At 68.8% G+C, this 18810-nt stretch carries 16 protein-coding genes; 5 read left to right on the top strand and 11 right to left on the bottom strand.

Annotation, left to right across the window (positions count from 1 at the left end; genetic code table 11):
• Positions 1-10: 10 nt before the first annotated feature.
• Together leuC and KGA65_RS06250 are read right to left on the bottom strand one after the other, a co-directional pair.
• On the bottom strand, positions 11-1423 hold the full coding sequence (gene leuC, locus KGA65_RS06255) for a 3-isopropylmalate dehydratase large subunit (protein ID WP_225862296.1): 1413 nt from the start codon (positions 1421-1423) through the stop codon (positions 11-13).
• 61 nt (positions 1424-1484) lie between these two features.
• Positions 1485-2384, bottom strand: coding sequence for a LysR family transcriptional regulator (locus KGA65_RS06250; RefSeq protein ID WP_225862295.1), 900 nt, complete (start codon positions 2382-2384; stop codon positions 1485-1487).
• Between the two features lie 195 nt (positions 2385-2579).
• Between KGA65_RS06250 and KGA65_RS06245 the strand changes: the two genes are divergently transcribed.
• The 5 genes from KGA65_RS06245 to KGA65_RS06225 all read left to right on the top strand — a co-directional run bounded on the left by KGA65_RS06245 (position 2580) and on the right by KGA65_RS06225 (position 6794).
• Entirely contained in the window at positions 2580-3698 is a 1119-nt protein-coding gene (locus tag KGA65_RS06245) for an ABC transporter permease (protein ID WP_225862294.1), read from the top strand.
• A gap of 5 nt (positions 3699-3703) precedes the next feature.
• Complete coding sequence (locus KGA65_RS06240; protein ID WP_225862293.1) at positions 3704-4477, top strand: ABC transporter ATP-binding protein; 774 nt, start codon at positions 3704-3706, stop codon at positions 4475-4477.
• Entirely contained in the window at positions 4474-5481 is a 1008-nt protein-coding gene (locus tag KGA65_RS06235; RefSeq protein ID WP_225862292.1) for an MlaD family protein, read from the top strand. Before KGA65_RS06240 ends, KGA65_RS06235 begins: the two co-directional genes overlap by 4 nt.
• A 23-nt stretch (positions 5482-5504) precedes the next feature.
• Positions 5505-6116 carry a PqiC family protein gene (locus KGA65_RS06230; RefSeq protein ID WP_225862291.1) on the top strand — a complete coding sequence of 204 codons (612 nt, stop codon included), beginning with the start codon at positions 5505-5507 and terminating at the stop codon, positions 6114-6116.
• Between the two features lie 87 nt (positions 6117-6203).
• The gene (locus KGA65_RS06225) at positions 6204-6794 is read left to right on the top strand and encodes a CBS domain-containing protein (protein WP_225862290.1); all 591 of its coding nucleotides are present in this window, start codon (positions 6204-6206) and stop codon (positions 6792-6794) included.
• On the opposite strand, the gene bufB is transcribed toward KGA65_RS06225, so the two are convergent.
• The 9 genes from bufB to KGA65_RS06180 form a co-directional block, all read right to left on the bottom strand.
• The gene (gene bufB, locus KGA65_RS06220; protein WP_225862289.1) at positions 6791-8479 is read right to left on the bottom strand and encodes an MNIO family bufferin maturase; all 1689 of its coding nucleotides are present in this window, start codon (positions 8477-8479) and stop codon (positions 6791-6793) included. The genes KGA65_RS06225 and bufB overlap by 4 nt on opposite strands.
• Before the next feature lie 44 nt (positions 8480-8523).
• Positions 8524-8808, bottom strand: a complete 285-nt coding sequence (gene bufA2, locus KGA65_RS06215; RefSeq protein WP_225862288.1) for a BufA2 family periplasmic bufferin-type metallophore — start codon at positions 8806-8808, stop codon at positions 8524-8526.
• Positions 8809-8974: 166 nt separating this feature from the next.
• Complete coding sequence (locus tag KGA65_RS06210; RefSeq protein ID WP_225862287.1) at positions 8975-10885, bottom strand: propionate--CoA ligase; 1911 nt, start codon at positions 10883-10885, stop codon at positions 8975-8977.
• A 117-nt stretch (positions 10886-11002) separates the two neighbouring features.
• The gene (locus tag KGA65_RS06205; protein WP_225862286.1) at positions 11003-12931 is read right to left on the bottom strand and encodes a DUF1631 family protein; all 1929 of its coding nucleotides are present in this window, start codon (positions 12929-12931) and stop codon (positions 11003-11005) included.
• A gap of 164 nt (positions 12932-13095) precedes the next feature.
• Positions 13096-13560, bottom strand: coding sequence for a VOC family protein (locus KGA65_RS06200; RefSeq protein ID WP_225862285.1), 465 nt, complete (start codon positions 13558-13560; stop codon positions 13096-13098).
• Between the two features lie 9 nt (positions 13561-13569).
• Positions 13570-15645, bottom strand: a complete 2076-nt coding sequence (locus KGA65_RS06195) for an acetyl-CoA carboxylase biotin carboxylase subunit (RefSeq protein ID WP_225862284.1) — start codon at positions 15643-15645, stop codon at positions 13570-13572.
• Between the two features lie 24 nt (positions 15646-15669).
• Positions 15670-17202 carry an acyl-CoA carboxylase subunit beta gene (locus KGA65_RS06190; RefSeq protein WP_225862283.1) on the bottom strand — a complete coding sequence of 511 codons (1533 nt, stop codon included), beginning with the start codon at positions 17200-17202 and terminating at the stop codon, positions 15670-15672.
• Positions 17203-17242: 40 nt separating this feature from the next.
• The gene (gene meaB, locus KGA65_RS06185; RefSeq protein WP_225862282.1) at positions 17243-18304 is read right to left on the bottom strand and encodes a methylmalonyl Co-A mutase-associated GTPase MeaB; all 1062 of its coding nucleotides are present in this window, start codon (positions 18302-18304) and stop codon (positions 17243-17245) included.
• 7 nt (positions 18305-18311) lie between these two features.
• Positions 18312-18794 (bottom strand): GNAT family N-acetyltransferase, encoded by a 483-nt coding sequence (locus KGA65_RS06180; RefSeq protein ID WP_225862281.1) that lies wholly within the window; start codon positions 18792-18794, stop codon positions 18312-18314.
• Positions 18795-18810 lie beyond the last annotated feature (16 nt).

The raw sequence follows: 18810 nt of genomic DNA, 5'->3' as shown, positions 1-18810 counted from the left end.
GCAAACTCCTTCAGGCGATGCGGCGCACATCGACGAAATGGCCGGCCATCGCGGCGGCAGCGGCCATGGCCGGGCTCACCAGGTGGGTGCGGCCACCGGCGCCCTGACGGCCTTCGAAGTTGCGGTTGCTGGTGGAGGCGCAGCGCTCACCCGGCTCCAGCCGGTCGGCATTCATCGCCAGGCACATGCTGCAGCCCGGCTCGCGCCACTCGAAGCCCGCGGCCTTGAAGACCTGGTCCAGGCCCTCGGCCTCGGCCTGTGCCTTCACCAGGCCCGAGCCTGGCACCACCAGCGCCAGCTTGACGTTGGCGGCGATGCGGCCCCCCACGCGCTTGACCACCGCGGCGGCCTCGCGCATGTCCTCGATGCGGCTGTTGGTGCAGGAGCCGATGAAGACCTTGTCGATGCGCACGTCGGCCAACGCCTTGTTGGGTTCCAGGCCCATGTAGGTCAGCGCGCGTTCCATGGCGTCGCGCTTGACAGCGTCCTTTTCCTTGTCGGGATCGGGCACGCGGTCCTCGATGGACAGCACCATCTCGGGCGAGGTGCCCCAGGTGACCTGCGGACGGATCTGCGCGGCGTCCAGCTCCACCACCTTGTCGAAGTGGGCGCCCGGGTCGGAGTGCAGCGTGCGCCAGTAGGCGATGGCCTGCTCAAGCTCCACGCCGCTGGGGCTGAAGGGACGGCCCTGGACGTAACGGAGGGTGGTGTCGTCCACCGCCACCAGGCCGGCGCGGGCGCCGGCCTCGATGGCCATGTTGCACACCGTCATGCGGCCTTCCATGCTCAGGGCCCGGATGGCCGAGCCGGCGAACTCGATGGTGTAGCCGGTGCCGCCGGCCGTGCCGATCTTGCCGATGATGGCCAGCACGATGTCCTTGGCGCCAACGCCCTTGGCCACCTGACCTTCCACCTTGACCAGCATGTTCTTGGCCTTCTTGGCCAGCAGGGTCTGGGTGGCTAGCACGTGCTCCACTTCGGAGGTGCCGATACCGTGCGCCAGCGCGCCGAAGGCGCCATGGGTGGAGGTGTGGCTGTCACCGCAGACCACCGTCATGCCGGGCAGCGTGGCGCCCTGCTCCGGCCCGATCACGTGCACGATGCCCTGGCGCACATCGCCCATCTTGAACTGGGTGATGCCGTTGCGGTCGCAGTTGGCGTCCAGCGTGTCCACCTGCAGCTTGGAGACCGGGTCGGCGATGCCCTGGCTGCGGTCGGTGGTCGGCACGTTGTGGTCGCTCACCGCCAGGTTGGCCGACAGACGCCAGACCTTGCGGCCGGCCAGGTCCAGGCCTTCGAAGGCCTGCGGGCTGGTCACTTCATGCAGCAGCTGGCGGTCGATGTAGAGCACGGCGGTGCCGTCGTCCTCGGTGTGGACGACATGGTCGTCCCACAGCTTGTCGTAGAGGGTGCGTGCGGTCATGGCAGAGGCGGGGTTGGCTGAAACAGATTGGCGAAACGCCAAGGGCGGAATTGTCGGGGATTCAGGTCTCGGCGGCACGGGCCACCAGGGCATCGATGAAGCGCTGCACAACGGTGGGCAGCACGGGCTGGCTGCGCGCCGCCAGCAGGTAACGCCGGTGCGCCCAGGGTTCGTCCAGCGGACGGACCTCGATGGCGAACAAGCGGGCAAAACGTTGGGCCACGGCGGCGGGCAGCACCGCCACCCCCAGGCCGGCGTCGACCAGCTGGGCGATGGCATCGAAGCCCCGCACCTGCAGCCGGGCGTTCAGGGTGCGGCCAGCCTCCAGGGCGCGCTGCAGCATGCGTTGGTGCACGGACGCCCCGCTGGGCAGGCCGACGATGTCGAAATCGAGCAGCTGGTCAAAGTTCAGCGCCTGGCCCGAGGCGGCCAGCACATGGCCACGCGGCAGGGCCACCGCCAGATCGCCGGCGCGGTAGGGCCAGGTGCTCAGGCGGCCATCGGTGGCGGGGCCGACGAAGATGCCCACGTCGGCACGGCCATCGGCCACGGCGGCCTGCACCTCGGCGCTGGTCAGGTCTTCCAGGCTGATGCGGATCTGCGGATGCTCGCGCGAGAAGGCCGCCAGATCGGCCGGCAGCGATTCGGCGATCGCCGCCGCATTGGCCGCCACCCGCAGATGGCCCTTGATGCCGCGGCTGAACTCGACCACTTCGCTTTCCAGCGCGTGCAGCGAAGCGTTCAGGCTGCGGATGTGCCGCACCAGCGCCCGGCCGGCCTCGGTGGGTTCCACCCCCCGGGCCCGGCGCTCGAAGAGCTGCACGCCGAGCCGGGTTTCCAGATCCTTCAGGCGCTTGCTGGCCGCCGCCAGCGCCAGGTGCTCGCGCTCCGCCGCCCGCGTGATGTTGCGGGTCTCGGCGATGGCGAGCACCAGGTTGAGCGTGACGAGGTCGAAGCGCATGAACAATGCGGACCGGAGACAAGCGATCCAGTCGCCATGATGCACGAAGGCTCCACCTTGTGCTTACAGGTGTTTTCAAATGAGACTTCGCATTCCACGAATGCTTCAACCCCGTCCACCGTGCTTCCGGGCGCTCGGCCGAGAGGGGCATGGCCCAGTGCGACTAAAGTCGACCCCCTGTCCCTTCTTCTTGGCATGACCGCGTCTTCTTCCGCCCCCCAGCCTCTCCCGCCGGAGTCCCTGCCGCAATGGCAGCGCCAGGATGACACCGTCCGGCTCACGCTGAGCGGAGACTGCCGGGAGGGCCGTGTGCCGCTGCCGCCCGCGCCCGCCGAAGGGGCGCTGCTGGTGGATGCGGGCGCTGTCACCCACTTTGACAGCCTGCTGGCAGCCCAGCTGTGGACACTGGCCCGCGAAGCCGGCCCGCGGCTGCGCTGGCAAGCCCTGCCCCCCGGGCTGAGCGAGGTGCTGGCCCTGGCCGGCGCCGCCGACACCCCGGCCAGCGCACCACCGCCGCCAGCCGGCTGGCTGGCCCGCGTGGGCCAGGGGCTGTCGCAGGCCCTGCAGCGCCTGGAGGTGACGCTGGGTTTCATCGGCGAGGTGCTGCTGGCGGTGTTCCGGGCCCTGCGCGGCCGCACCGCGATGCGCAGCGAGGACCTGCTGTTCCAGTTGCACGCCACCGGCCCGGCCAGCCTGCCCATCGTCTCGCTGGTGAGCTTTCTGGTCGGCCTGATCGTGGCCTACATGGGCGCGGCCCAGTTGCAACGCCTGGGGGCGCAGATCTACATCGCCGACCTGGTCACGATCGGCGTGGTGCGGGAGATCGCGGCGCTGATGACCGGCATCATCCTGGCCGGCCGGGTGGGCGCGGCCTTCGCGGCCCAGCTGGGCAGCATGCAGGCCAACGAAGAGATCGACGCACTGGCCTCGCTGGGGCTGACGCCGGTCGAACACCTGGTGCTGCCCCGCGTGCTGGCCATGCTGTTGATGGCCCCGCTGCTGACCCTGTACGCCGCCATCGTCGGCGTGGCCGCCGGCTGGCTGGTGGCGGTCGGCATCTACCGGGTGGAACCGGCCGAATACCTGGTGCGCAGCTTCCAGGCGCTGACCCTGACCCACCTGAGCATCGGCCTGCTCAAGGGGACGGTCTATGCGCTGCTGGTTGCGCTGGCCGGCTGCCGCCAGGGTCTGAACGCCGGCCGCAGCGCCCAGGCCGTGGGCGACGCCACCACCGCCGCGGTGGTGCAGGCCATCATCTGGATGGTGATCGCGGCCTCGGTGCTGACCATCATGTTCCAGCGGTTGGGATGGTGAGCGCAATGGATGCTGCGGCAGCCCCGGCCACGCCGGCCCCTCTGGTCCTGGTGCGCAAGCTGACCATGGCTTTTGGCGAGAAGGTGGTGCAGCGTGACCTCAGCTTCGAGGTGCGCCCCGGGGAGATCCTGGTGCTGATGGGTGGCAGCGGCTGCGGCAAGAGCACCCTGCTGCGGCATCTGATCGGGCTGCAGACGCCTGCCGCCGGCGAGATCCACTACGGCGACGTGGACCTGGCCACGGCCAGCGAGGACCAGCTCGACGACATCCGCCGCCGTTTCGGTGTGATGTTCCAGGCTGGCGCCCTGTGGAGCAGCATGACGGTGGGCGAGAACGTGATGCTGCCGCTGCGCGAGTACACCGACCTGAACGAGACCCAGATCGAGACGCTGGCCCGCTTCAAGCTGGCCCTGGTCGGGTTGGACGGTGCCTTCGATGCCTCGCCGGCCGCGCTGTCGGGCGGCATGAAGAAGCGCGCCGCCATCGCCCGCGCGATGGCGCTGGACGCCCCTCTGCTCTACCTGGACGAGCCCTCGGCCGGGCTGGACCCCCTCACCTCGGCGCGGCTGGACGAGCTGATCCTCAGCCTGCGCGACCACCTGGGCACCACCATCGTGATGGTGACCCATGAACTCGACAGCATCTTTGCCGTGGCCGACCGCGCCCTGTTCCTGGATGCCAAGGAGAAGACGATGACCGCACTGGACGCGCCACGCGCGCTGCTGGCGCACGGCCCCGAGCCGGTGCGCCAGTTCCTGCGCCGGGGGAACCGGCCATGAACGCCCCCCACCGCAAGTCCCACCCCGCCGTGCTGGGCCTGTTCGTCGTGGCGGGCCTGATCGTGCTGTTCGTCGCCGTCGTCGCCTTGGCGGGCGGGCGGCTGCTGGTGCACAAGCAAAAGGTGGTGATGCACTACGCCGGCTCGGTCTACGGCCTGCAGGTGGGTGCCCCGGTGGTGTTCCGCGGCGTGCGGCTGGGCAGCGTCAGCGCCATCGGCGTGGCCTATGACGCCGACACGCGCAACGTGACGATCCCGGTCACGGCCGAGCTCGACCGGGAGATGATGGCCAGCATCAGCGGCGACAGGCCTGGCAGCCCCGACCCCAATGCCCTGCCCAGCCTGGTGCAGCGCGGCCTGCGAGCCCAGCTGGCCACCCAGAGCCTGCTGACCGGCCAGCTCTATGTGGACCTGGACTTCCGCCCCGAGAAACCAGCCAAGCTGGTGAGCGACGACCCGCGCAGCGAGATCCCGACCATTGCCACCGCGTTTCAGGAGTTGCGCAACCAGGTCGACAACCTGGACCTGCGCCGGCTGGTGGACGATGTCTCGGCGATCGCCAGTTCCACCCGCCGCATGGTCAGCGGCCCCGAGGCCAACCACGTGCTGAAAAACCTGGAAGTGGCCAGCGCCAACCTGCGCCAGGTCAGCGACACGATGGACAAACGGCTCAACCCGCTGCTGGATTCGGCCCAGGACACCCTGGCCACCACCCGGCTGAGCATGCAGCGCGTGGGCGATGCGGCCAGCAGCGTGAAGGTCTCGGCCCAGCGCGTCGGCACCAACTTTGGCCCGGACGCCCCGCTGATGCAGAGCCTGCGCCGCTCGGCCGACGAACTCTCACGCAGCGCAACCGCCCTGCGCGAGGCGGCCGGCGAAGACTCGCCGACGAACCAGAACCTGCAGCGTGCGCTGCACGATGTCTCGCAGGCAGCCCGCGAACTGCGTGAACTGGCCAACACCCTGGATGAGCAGCCGGAATCGGTGCTCAAGGGCCGCCGCTGAGCCCCTTTTGCCGAAAGACTGCCATGCGCCTTCCTCTTCCCTGCCCTGCCCGCCTTGCTCGCCCGGCCGTGCTGGCCGGGCTGCTGCTGGCCCTGAGCGCCTGCGGCAGTTCGCCGCCGGTGTCGCTGTACCGTCTGCGGGCCGATCCGCCCGCCGCGGCGGCGGCCGCCGCCGTCGCCCCGACCCGCTGGATGCTGGGCAGCGTGCGCCTGCCAGACTACCTGGACCGTGACGCCATCCTCTGGCCCAGTGGCGAGACGGGGCTGAAGGCCCTGCCGGGTCAGCGCTGGGCCGAGCCCTTGCGGGACGCGGTGCCCCGCGTGCTGCGTGGTGACCTGGCCCGGCTGCGCGGCGCCGACCGGGTCTGGGCAGCGCCCATGCCGACCGGGCTGAAGGCCGATCGCGTGCTGAAGGTCGAGATCCAGACCTACGAGGTACAGCCCGACGGCCAAACCCTGGTGCTGGCCGCCCGCTGGTGGCTGACCGATCCCGAAGGCCAAGCCCCCACCCAGGTGCGGCTGTTCGAGCGGCGGGAACCCTTGGCGGGCAGCTCGGCCGATGCCCTGGTGCAGGCCCACCGGGCCGCGCTCTGGGCCCTGGCCCAGGCCATCGCCACGCAGGGGGATCACCCCTGACGGGATCCCGCCCAACTTGAGCAAGGTCAATTCAGATCCCACCGCCGAGGTGGTCGAATGGGTGTTTTCTGCTCTTCCCACCCTGCCATGAGCCTCACCCATCTCTGCCGTCATCCGCTGGTCTCGGTCGACGACACGGCCAGCCTGGCCGAAGCCGCCCGCCTGATGCGCGCCGAACACGTCGGCGCTCTGGTGGTGGTCCACCGCGAGGAGGGCACGCACCCCCATGTGCTGGGCCTGGTGTCCGACCGTGACCTGGCGGTGGAGGTGCTGGCGCGTGAGCTGCCCGCCCCGCACGTGCAGGTGGGCCTGCTGGTCCAGGGGGACCCAGTGACGGTGCCCGGCTCGGCCAGCCTTGGCGAGGCGGCCAAGACCATGCGCGAGGCGGGTGTGCGGCGCCTGCTGGTCATCAACGACGAACAGGCCCTGGTGGGCCTGGTCTCGGCCGATGACCTGCTGGAAGCCATGGCCGCCGAGCTGACCGAGCTGGCCCAGGCCCTGCGCAGCGGCCTGCTGCGCGAAAGCCAGCAGCGCGCCGCGCTGCAAGCGCCGGCCCCGGTCGACAGCTCGGCCGCGGCCGCGGCCGCGCCGCCGGCCGCCCCCGCGCCGGCCCCGCGGCCGCCCCGTGTGGTGTTCAAGCCCTGGGGCACGCCGGGCATGCCGGAACCGCACTTCTAAGCCGCGCGCCTGAGCAGCCAGCCCTGGCTCCACCAGCGGGCCAGCCATTGGCCCAGGGTGGCCGGGTCAGGCGCATGGCCCAGGGCCTCGGCGGCCTCCCACACCTGGGCGATCGACTGCCCCGGCCTTGCCAGCGCCTGCAACCAGGCAACCTCGGCCGGGTCGTCCAGGCTCATGAAGTGAGGCTGGAGCCCCTTGCGCCAGACCGCCACCGGGCGAGGTGCTTCCCAGTGCTGGACCGGCGCCGGCACCTCGCCCGCCTGCAGTGCCTGCCACAAAACCACCGCCGAAGTCCGCTGCCACAGCAGCTGCCAGGTCGGGTGCAGCACCGGCCACTGCGCCAGACAGGTCTGCGCGCCCAGGGCCTCGATCTCGCTCACGGTCCAGGCGGGTGCATCGGCCGCATCGAACACGCTGCGCAGCGCCCACTCCAGCGCGGCCAGCTCCGCCACCTCAGGGTGAGCGGGAAAGCGTTGCGCCAGCCGTGCCGGCCATTCGCGCCCCCAGGACGCCAGGCTGCGCTCACGGGGCGGCGCTTCCTGCGCCAGCGCCTGCGCCAGCTCGCCGAACTGGGCCTCGCCCAGATAGCGCTGCAAGAGGGGATAGCTGTCGGCCAGGGCCTCCTGCAACCGGGCCCGGTAGGCGTGGTGGTAGACCTGCGCCCCACGCAGCCCGGCCAGCGGCCCGGCGGGGTCGAGCATCACCGGCGTCGCCCGCGGCGCGTCAGGGGCCAGCACCATCGCGGCAAAGCCCTGCTGCAGCGGGGCCAACTCAGGCGGCCGACAGGATGAAACGACCAGCGCTGGCGCACGGCGCTCATCTGTCGCCGCATGGGATGAGTCCGTGCCCCATGGCGAGGTGCCGTGCGCGGTGGCCACGGCGCGCGCCTGGTCCAGCTCCTGCAGCAGCACGGCCAGCGGGGGGACGTGGTCGTCGCGCTCGATCATCGTGGCCACCGCGCCAAACCGCTCGCAGGCCTGCCCATACAAGGCCCAGACCTCCGGCGCCACGGGATGGTCGTGCGTGTCGATCAGGAAATGATCCTGGCGCGAGTGGCCGGCCAGGTGGATCTGGCGCACCCGCGACGCCGGCAGGGCCGCCAGATAGCGTGCGGCCTCAAAGCCGTGGTTCACGCTGCTGACGTGGATGTTGTTCACGTCCACCAGCAGCTCGCAGTCGGCCTCCTCGGCCACATGGGCCAGGAAGTCCCATTCGGTCGCCTCCGACGAACGGTAGCGGACATAGCTGGAGACGTTCTCCAGCACCAGCCGGCGCCCCAGCAGGTCCTGCGCCCGGCGGATGCGCTGCACGACATGGCGCGCGCAGGCCTCGGTGTAGGGCAAGGGGTAGAGGTCGTGCAGCACGGCCCCGCCCTGCCCGGTCCAGCACAGGTGCTCGGACACCCACAGCGGCTGCAGCCGGTCGGCCAGCTGGCGCACGCGGCGCAGATAGTCCCGGTCCAACGGATCGGTCCCCCCCAGCGACAGGGCCACGCCATGCATGGCGATCGGATAGTCGGCCCGGAAGCGTTCCAGGCAGGTCAGCGGCTTGCCGCCGGCGCCAAGGAAGTTGTCGGTGATGATCTCCAACCAGTCCACCCGCTGGGGACCGGCCAGGAAATCGGCGTAATGCGGGGTCCTCAAGCCCAGGCCGAAGCCCGGCGAGGCGTGGGAATGCGACGGCATGGCGTGTGCAGTGCCGGGGCCGCCGCAGCAGCCCCGGATCGGCATCAGAGGTCGCTGATCACGCCGCCCTGCACCAGACAGCTCTTGGCATCCAGGGCCTTGAAGCCCTGACCCTTGCAGCTGTTCTGCCCCTTGCAGGCATGCTCGGTGGTCTTGCAGTCGGCCATGCCCTTGCAGCTGTTGACTTGGTAGCAGTGCACCGTGTCCGCGGCGCCGACAGCTGCGCCGGTGGCCCCGGCAGGCGTGCCGGCCGCCGCCGCCAGGCTCGACAAGGCCAGGGTGCTGGCCCCCAGCAGAACGGAAGACAGACGGGGAAAGGGGGTGTTCATGGTTCGGTTCCTTGAAATGAAGGGAGATGCGTCCTGCCGCTCCGGACCCGCCCCATGCGGGCCCAGGCTGCCGACTTCCCTGTGTCGTGGACCGAACCCGCTTCCTTACAGCGGACCGCAAAAAAGCCGCCCGAAGGCGGCCTCTGTGCATGGGCACCGGGGAGGGTCACTGCGGCGTGACCAGGTCCTTCACCTGCTGCAGCGCGGCCGGGTCTTCCATGGTGGTCAGGTCGCCCGGGTCGCGGCCCTCGCACACCGCCTGGATGGCACGGCGCAGCAGCTTGCCGCTGCGGGTCTTGGGCAGCACATTGACGAACTTGACCATGGCCGGCCGGGCGACGGCGCCCAGCTGCTCGTCGACGACCTTCATGATCGCCGCCTCCTGGGCCTTCGCAGCTTCCGGCGTGGCCGCCTTGCTGACATCCTTCAGCACGGCAAAGGCCACCGCCACCTGGCCCTTGAGCTGGTCGGCCACGCCCACCACGGCCACCTCGGCCACGTTCGGGTGACTGGAGATGCTTTCCTCGATCTCGCGCGTGCCCAGGCGGTGGCCGGCCACGTTGATCACGTCGTCGGTGCGGCCCAGGATGTAGTAGTAGCCGTCCGCATCGCGCACGCCCCAGTCGAAGGTGCTGTACATGACCCGGTTGTGGATGCTGGACCAGTAGGTCTTGACGAAGCGGGCGTCGTCGCCCCAGATGGTCTGCAGGCAGCCCGGGGGCAGCGGTCCTTCCACGGCAATCACGCCCTTCTTCTGCGGCTCGGTGATTTCCTCGCCGGTGGCCTCGTCGATCAGCTTGATGTCGTAGCCGTAGACGGCCTTGCCCGGTGAGCCGAACTTGGTGGGCGCCTTCTCGACCCCGTTGCAGATGGCCATGATGGGCCAGCCGGTCTCGGTCTGCCAGTAGTTGTCGATGATGGGCTTCTTGATCGCGTCGGCCATCCAGGTGGCCGTGGGCTCGTCCAGCGGCTCGCCGGCCAGGAACAGGGCCTTCAGGCTGGAAAGGTCGTACTTGGTCAGGTAGGCCGGGTCCTGCTTCTTCAGCACGCGGGCCGCGGTGGGCGCCGAGAACATCACCGAGACCTTGTACTTCTCGACCAGGCTCCACCAGATGCCGGCGTCCGGACGGATGGGCAGGCCCTCGTACATGATGGTGGCCATGCCGTTGATCAGCGGGCCGTAGATGATGTAGCTGTGGCCCACCACCCAGCCGATGTCGCTGGTGGAGAAGAAGGTTTCGCCCGGCTCACCCAGGTAGATGTGCTTCATCGACGCGGCCAACGCCACCGCATAGCCGGCGGTGTCACGCTGCACGCCCTTGGGCTTGCCGGTGGTGCCACTGGTGTAGAGGATGTAGCTGGGGTGGGTGGACTCCACCCACTCGCAGGGCACCTCGGCGTTCAGATGCTGTTCGCGCTGGCTGGCGTAGTCGAGGTCGCGCCCCGCCACCTGGGCGAATTCGGCCAGGCCGCGGTTGACCATCAGCACGGCCGTGGGCTTGTGGCTGGAGAGCTGAATCGCCTCGTCCAACAGGTGCTTGTAGGGCACCACCTTGCCACCGCGCATGCCGGCATCGGCGCTGACGATGAGCTTGGGCTGGGCATCGTCGATGCGGGTGGCCAGCGAGTGGCTGGCGAAGCCGCCGAACACCACCGAGTGGATGGCGCCGATGCGCGCGCAGGCCAGCATCGCAAAACAGGCCTCGGCGATCATCGGCATGTAGATCAGCACCCGGTCGCCCTTGCCCACACCCTGGGCCTTCAGGATGGCGGCCATGCGCTGCACCTCGGCGTGCAGCTCGCGGAAGCTGTAGGTCTTCTCGGTGTCCGTCTCGGTGGAGACGAAGATCAGTGCGTTCTGATCGGCCCGGTCCTTCAGGTGGCGATCCACCGCGTTGTGGCAGAGGTTGGTCTGGCCGCCGGCGAACCACTTGGCGAACGGCGGGTGGCTGTAGTCGCACACCTGTTCGTAGGGCTGGTGCCAGTCGATCAGCTTCGCCTGCTCGGCCCAGAAGCTGTCGCGGTGTTCGATGGAAGCGCGGTGGAAGTCCTCGTAGGACGAATAGGTCAGGCTCATGGGATGTCTCCTCGCTCGGTGCGGTCTTGGTGTTGTCCTGACTGTGGACAAGCCACCGATTGAACGCACAGAGCCTGACAGCGCGCTGTCAGGGGCACAACCCGCACTTGACCTGGGTCACTGATCCGGCGGGAGCATGGTGTCCAGGGCCCGGGCCAGCATCTGGCCGGCTTCAACCTGCGTGGCCAGCCCCTCGGCCCGCAGGCGGTCCAGGCCCCGTCGCGTGACAGTCTGGGTGCCGCTGCCGCGCCGGCTCTTGAACATGAAGAACTGGCCGTTGTCACTGCGCCAGGTCAGCAGCGCTGTGACCCAGCGCCCCTGCAGCATCAGCCGGCACAGGTCGCCCACCGCCAGACCGTCGATCCAGGCGCTGCGCTCGGCCCGCGCATGATCGTTGTCCTCCAGCCGCATCGGCACCGTGGCCAGCTCGGCATGGCCGGCCCATTCCTCGCCGGCCAAGGCTGGCCAGCCCGGCACCTCGGCCACCGAAGGCGAACTCGGCACCACCACCTGCGCCGGCGTCGCCAGATTCAGCGCCAGCTTGCCGATGCCGGACAGCAGCTGCGCGAGGTCGCCCAGGTGCCCATCGACGACATGCGACGGCAGCGCCGCCGCCTGCATGCCGTCCCGCGCGCCATCCAGCAGCGCTTGGCGCTCCAAGACCGTGGGCACACGCCCGCGCTGCAGCCGGTTCAGTGTGGTCAACAGGTCCGGCACCAGGTTCATGTAGCGCAGGGTGTTCGGCGCACCCGGCCCTTCCTGCACCAACGCATGGGTGAGGACCTGCACCCAGGGCCCCAGCAGGAAGCGGCGCAGCGCGTCGGGCACCGGGGTCTGCCGCAGCTGCTCCTGCAGCTGAGCCCGCACCGTGGGTTCCACTTCGCGGCGGCGCGTCTCCTGGTCCAGCGACGACTCCAGCCCTGCCGGCCGGGTCATGCCGAAATCGCCGGGCACGCTGTCCAGCTCGCTGAGCGCGCTGTCGAAGGCCTCGGTCGACAGCTCCTGGGGACGCTCCAGCTCGGCCAGCATCGGTGCCAGCCGGCCGGCCAGTTCGCGCATCTCCGGGTCCCCCGGCGACTGGACGGCGCTGAGGGCCGCCAGCCGGTCGATCAGGCGCCAGAACGGGTGTTCGGGCTGCTGCAGTGCAGAGAGCTCGTGCGGGCTGAGCCGCTCCACCTGGGCCTGCAGACGCTGCCACACCGCATCCATGGCCGCACCGGCGCGGGTCTGGCGCGCCAGCGTCCGGGTCAACTGCTCGAGCTTGCGCACCAGCGGCGGTGCCAGCCCGGCCTGGGTGGCCACCGAGCCGACCGCGCTGGCCCCCAGTGTCTCGCCGGCCGGTGCAGAGAACAGCCGGTCGATGCCGATGTAGGCGGAACCGCCGGGTGCCGTGGCCGGGCGCAGCCGGGTGGCCAAGGGGCGCAGTCCCTGGTCGCGCAACCACTGCAGGTGCTGCTCGAACATGCGCAGCGTCTCACGGCCCAGCACGGTGGTGCAAGCCCGCAGGATGGGCAGCCGCAGCTCGGGCTCGCAACCCAGATCGGCCAGGGTCTGGCTGAAGGCTTCGGCCACGATCGTCGGCGTGAGCGGGTAGGCCAGCTCCGGTTCGTGCATCGGCCGCCCGGGCAGGCCCAGGCACAGCGAGCGCAACTCGCGCAAGGTCCCCTCGGTCAGCTGCTCGACCTCGCGGGCCAGCCGCCCTGTCTCGATGCCTTCCTGCATCGAGCCCTCGTCCATCAGCGACAACATGGGCGCCGAGTCCAGCAGGAACTCCCGCATCTGCAGGTCCGGCGCCGCGGGGGGCGCCAGCTCCTCCTTGACCCGCTGGGCCAACGCGCGCACATAGGCCTGCGCCACCACCCCGCTGCGGGCCTTGAGCCAGCTCAGCGCCTCGCTGGACTGGGCCCGCGCCCCTCCCTGCGCCCAGGGATTGGACAGGCTGTCGCGCAGGGCATCCCGCGTCTCCCGCTCAATCAAACCAGCCCATTGCGGCAGGCCTGTCACCAGGTGCTGCCACAGTGTCGAGAAATTCAGACTGCGGGTCATGGCGCGAACGAGGTCCTCAAGCGGCATCAGGAAAGAGCGCAGTTTATGCTCTCCTCGCCGTGCGCCGATGCGCGCCACGCAAGCGCCGTGTGAAGCCCCGGAAACAAAAAGGCCCGCCATGGGCGGGCCTGGAAGGCGGAGGGCGATGCGCCATCCGTGGGCGCTCAGCCCAGCGCTGCCACCACCTCCGGCGGGGCCTGCACCAGCTCGATCAACACCCCTTCACCGCCCACCGGGAACTCCTCGTTGCCCTTGGGATGGATGAAACAGATGTCGTAGCCGGCCGCCCCCTTGCGGATGCCGCCCGGCGCAAAGCGCACGCCGTGGGCCGTCATCCACTCGACCGCCTTGGGCAGGTCATCCACCCACAGGCCGACGTGGTTGAGCGGCGTGGTGTGCACGGCCGGCTTCTTCTCGGGGTCCAGCGGCTGCATCAGGTCGACCTCGACCGCGGTCGGGCCGGTGCCCAGCGCGCAGATGTCCTCGTCCACGTTCTCACGCTCGGAGACGAAGGTGCTCTTGACCGACAGGCCGAACATGTCGACCCACAGCGACTTGAGCCGGGTCTTGTCCGACCCACCGATGGCGATCTGCTGGATGCCCAGGATCTTGAAGGGCTTGGCGCTCATGGCGGCTCCTTACTCGAAGGCGATGATGGCCTGGTCCACGCTGAGGCTTTCGCCCTTCTGCGCGCGGACTTCCTTCACCACGCAGTCCTGCGTCGCCACGAGGATGTTTTCCATCTTCATGGCCTCGATGACCGCCAGCTTCTCGCCGGCCAACACCTTCTGCCCCACCTTGACGGCCACGTCGACCAGCAGGCCCGGCATCGGCGAGAGCAGGAACTTGGACAGGTCGGGCGGTGCCTTGTAGGGCATCAGCTTGTGCAGTTCGGCCGCACGCGGCAGCAGCACCATGGCGTCGATCGCCGTGCCGTTGTGGGCGATGCGCAGGGCCAGCGGCTTCTTGGCCATGCCACGCTCGACCTGGGCCGAGAAGGGCTGGCCATTGACCGTGCCGGTGACCAGGATCTCGCCCAGGCCGGTCTGGCTCTGGATCAGGTAGGTCTTGTGGCCCACCGTCACCTCCAGCGAACCGGTCTCGGCGTCATAGGCGCCCAGCCGGGTCTCGTGGTAGCTGTTCTGGCCTTCGGCGCCCAGCACGACCACCACCGGGTGGTCCATGTAGCTCACCTCGTGGCCCGGCAACTGACCACTCATCGCCGCGGCACGGGTGCGGGCCTTGCGACGGATGAAGGCCGCCAGCGCGACCAGGAACATCGGGTCATCGTGCGGCACGTCCTCGGCCTTGAAGCCTTGGCTGTAGTGCTCGGCGATGAAGCCGGTGTTGAATTGGCCGGAAACGAACTTCGGGTGGGCCAGCAGCGCCGCCTGGAACGGGATGTTGCTGTTGATGCCGCGGATCACGAAGGCGTTCAGCGCGGCGCGCATCTTGGCGATGGCGTCGTTGCGGTCACTGCCGTGCACGATGAGCTTGGCGATCATCGAGTCGTAGAACATCGGGATCTCGCCACCCTCGTAGACACCGGTGTCCACGCGCACGCCACCGAATTGGCCGCCCGCATAAGCCGGGCCCTGCAGCGTCTCGGTGCCCTGCTCCAGATTGGCCGCCGGCGGCTGGTACTTCACCAGACGACCGGTCGAAGGCAGGAAGTTGCGGAACGGGTCTTCCGCGTTGATGCGGCACTCGATGGCCCAGCCTTCCTTCTTGATGTCTTCCTGCTTGAAGCCCAGCTTCTCGCCGGCCGCCACGCGGATCATCTGCTCGACCAGGTCCAGGCCGGTGATGCACTCGGTGACCGGGTGTTCCACCTGCAGGCGGGTGTTCATCTCCAGGAAGTAGAAGTCCTGGTCCTTGCCGACCACGAACTCCACCGTGCCAGCCGACTGGTACTTCACCGCCTTGGCCAGGGCCACGGCTTGCTCGCCCATGGCCTTGCGGGTCGCATCGCTGATGAAGGGCGACGGTGCCTCTTCGATCACCTTCTGGTGGCGGCGCTGGATCGAGCATTCGCGCTCGTGCAGGTAGACCACGTTGCCATGGCTGTCGCCCAGGATCTGGATCTCGATGTGGCGCGGCTCCTGGACGTACTTCTCCATGAAGACGCGGTCGTCACCGAAGCTGTTGCGCGCCTCGTTGCGGCAGGACGAGAAGCCTTCGAAGCACTCCTTGTCGTTGTAGGCCACGCGCAGGCCCTTGCCACCGCCGCCGGCCGAAGCCTTGATCATCACCGGGTAGCCGATCTTCTGGGCGATGCCCACGGCTTCCTCGGGCGAGAGGATGGGCTGGTTGTGGCCCGGGATGGTGCTGACCTGGGCCTCGCCGGCCAGCTTCTTCGAGGCGATCTTGTCGCCCATGGCCGCGATGCTGTAGTGCTTCGGGCCGATGAAGACAATGCCTTCTTCCTCACAGCGCTTGGCGAAGTCCTCGTTCTCCGACAGGAAGCCGTAGCCCGGGTGCAGCGCCTCGGCGCCGGTGGCCTTGCAGGCGGCGATGATCTTGTCGGCCACCAGGTAGGACTCGCGCGAGGGCGCCGGGCCCAGCAGCACGGCCTCGTCGGCCAGTTCGACGTGGCGGGCGTCCTTGTCGGCTTCCGAGTAGACGGCCACCGTCTGGATGCCCATCTTGCGGGCGGTCTTGATCACGCGGCAGGCAATCTCGCCGCGGTTCGCAATCAGAATTTTCTTGAACATGGTGTTGAATCTCCGCGGCTGGACTTACAGGGGGATGTTCCCGTGCTTGCGCCACGGGTTGTCCAGCTTCTTGTCCTTGAGCATCATCAGCGAGCGGCAGATGCGCTTGCGCGTCTCGTGCGGCTGGATGACGTCGTCGATGAAGCCGCGGGCGCCGGCCACGAACGGGTTGGCAAAGCGGGCCTTGTATTCGGCCTCCTTGGCCGCCAGCTTCTCGGGGTCGCCCTTGTCTTCGCGGAAGATGATCTCCACCGCGCCCTTGGCGCCCATCACCGCGATCTCGGCGTTGGGCCAGGCGAAGTTCACGTCGCCGCGCAGATGCTTGGAGGCCATCACGTCATAGGCGCCGCCGTAGGCCTTGCGGGTGATGACCGTGACCTTGGGCACGGTGCACTCGGCATAGGCGTAGAGCAGCTTGGCGCCGTGCTTGATGATGCCGCCGTACTCCTGCGCCGTGCCGGGCATGAAGCCGGGCACGTCGACGAAGGTGATCACCGGGATGTTGAAGGCATCGCAGAAGCGCACGAAGCGCGCGGCCTTGATCGAGCTCTTGATGTCCAGGCAGCCGGCCAGCACCAGCGGGTTGTTGGCCACGATGCCGACGGTCTGACCTTCCATGCGGGCCAGGCCGATCACGATGTTGGCCGCATAGTCGGGCTGCAGCTCGAAGAAATCGCCATCGTCCACGACCTTCAGGATCAGTTCCTTGATGTCATAGGGCTTGTTCGGGTTCTCCGGCACCAGGGTGTCGAGCGAGTGATCCAGGCGCGTGACCGGGTCGCCGCTGGGGCGCACCGGCGCCCTCTCGCGATTGTTCAGCGGCAGGTAGTTGAAGAAGCGGCGCAGCATCAGCAGCGCTTCCACGTCGTTCTCGAAGGCCAGGTCGGCCACACCGCTCTTGCTGGTGTGGGTGCTGGCGCCGCCCAGTTCCTCGGCAGTGACCTCTTCGTGGGTCACGGTCTTCACGACCTCGGGGCCCGTCACGAACATGTACGAGCTGTCCTTCACCATGAAGATGAAGTCGGTCATCGAGGGCGAGTACACCGCGCCGCCGGCGCAGGGGCCCATGATCATCGAGATCTGCGGGATCACGCCCGAGGCCATCACGTTCTTCTGGAACACATCGGCATAGCCCCCCAGCGAGGCCACGCCTTCCTGGATGCGGGCACCGCCCGAGTCGTTCAGACCGATGACCGGCGCCCCGACCTTCATGGCCTGGTCCATCACCTTGCAGATCTTCTCGGCATGCGCCTCGGACAGCGCCCCGCCGAACACGGTGAAGTCCTGGCTGAAGGCGAAGGCCAGACGGCCGTTGATCATGCCGTAGCCGGTCACGACCCCGTCGCCCGGGATCTTGTTGTTGTCCATGCCGAAGTCGGTGCAGCGATGCTCGACGAACATGTCCCATTCTTCGAAGGTGCCTTCGTCGAACAGCAGTTCCAGCCGTTCGCGGGCGGTCAGCTTGCCCTTCTTGTGCTGCGAGGCGATGCGCTTCTCGCCACCGCCCAGGCGTGCCTTGGCACGCTTTTCTTCGAGCATCTGCTGAATGTCATGCATGATGGATTGCTCCTCGGTCTCTCGGGGGTACTTGGAATGGTCAATGAAACAGGTCGAGCAGGCGCCGCGCGGCCACGGAGGCGGCCACACGTCCGGCACGCACATCGCCGGTGAGTCCGCTCAGGGCTTCGCGCACCTGCGGATGGGCGCGGAAACGGGCTTTCAGGCCGGCGTCGATGCGCTCCCACATCCAGGCTTCGTCCTGCATGCGGCGACGCGCCGCCAGCCGGCCGCTGTCGGTCTGCAGCTGGCGGTAACGGCTCACGGTCTGCCAGAACTCCGGCACGCCGGTGTTCTTCAAGGCACTGATCTGCAGCACCTCGGGGTGCCACTGGGTGTCGAGGTGTTGGGCGTGTTCGGGGTTGCCGTGCTGGCCCAGCAGGCGCATCGCGCTGGTGATCTGGGCCCGGGCCCGGGTGGCGGCGTGAACATCGATGTCCGCCTTGTTGATCACCACCAGGTCGGCCAGCTCCATCACGCCCTTCTTGATGGCCTGCAGGTCGTCGCCGGCATTGGGCAGCTGCAGCAGGCAGAACATGTCGGTCATGCCATGCACGGCCGTCTCGCTCTGGCCCACGCCCACCGTCTCGACGATCACCACGTCATAGCCGGCCGCCTCGCAGACGATCATGGCCTCGCGGGTGCGCTCGGCCACGCCGCCCAGCGTGCCGCCGGACGGACTGGGCCGGATGTAGGCGGCCTCCTGCACAGACAGCTGCTCCATGCGGGTCTTGTCACCCAGGATGGAGCCCCCCGAGACGCTGGAGGACGGGTCCACCGCCAGCACCGCCACCCGGTGCCCCTGGGCGATCAGGTGCAGGCCCAGCGCCTCAATGAAGGTGCTCTTGCCCACGCCAGGCACGCCGGAAATGCCGAGCCGGAAGGACTTGCCGCCATGCGGCAGCAAGGCGTTCAGCAGTGCATCGGCACGCAGCCGGTGGTCCGGGCGGGTCGATTCCAGCAGTGTGATCGTCTTGGCGATCGCCCGTCGCCGCAGGGCCGGGTCCGCCCCCAGCACCTGGTCGCACAGACGTTGTTCCCCGCTGTCCAGCACATCGGCTGACGGCGGCGCCGCAGTCGCGTCGTCGGTCAAGGAAGTCATCGGGAAATCAGGGGTTGGCCGGGTCGTCCGAGTGCGCGGGGCGCAGGTAGTACAGGTCCCACTCGCCTTCGGCCTGCAGCACAAAGCCATGCCGCTGGTAGAAACGGTTGGCATCGCTGTGACGCAAGGCGGTGACCCGCACCGCCTTGTGGTGCCGGTCGGCCTCGGCCAGCACCTGCGACATCACCCAGGAGCCAATGCCCAGCTTCTGGGCACCGGGATGGATGTAGAGGTGATCCAGCAGCCATTCATGCTCATCCAGCGGCACCACCACCACGAAGCCCACCAGCTGGCTATCCATCAGGATGTTGCGGGTGAACTTCGGCTGGAACCCGCGGGAGAGGCGTTCGCGGGCGCGCTGCGGGTCGAAGTGACCGACCTTCTCCAGGCTCTCGCGCATCGCCGCCAGCCGCAGCATCAGCAAGGCCTCGAAGTCGCCATCACCCGCGGGTGTCAGAGACAGCGCGGGCGGGGTCGACTCAGGCGGCATGGTGGGCACCGGCGTG

The sequence above is a fragment of the Ideonella benzenivorans genome, assembly GCF_020387415.1.
Taxonomy (GTDB): Bacteria; Pseudomonadota; Gammaproteobacteria; order Burkholderiales; family Burkholderiaceae_C; genus Ideonella; species Ideonella benzenivorans.
The sequence above is the reverse complement of the archived record's forward strand: the minus strand, read 5'-3'. Positions and strand labels throughout refer to the sequence as shown.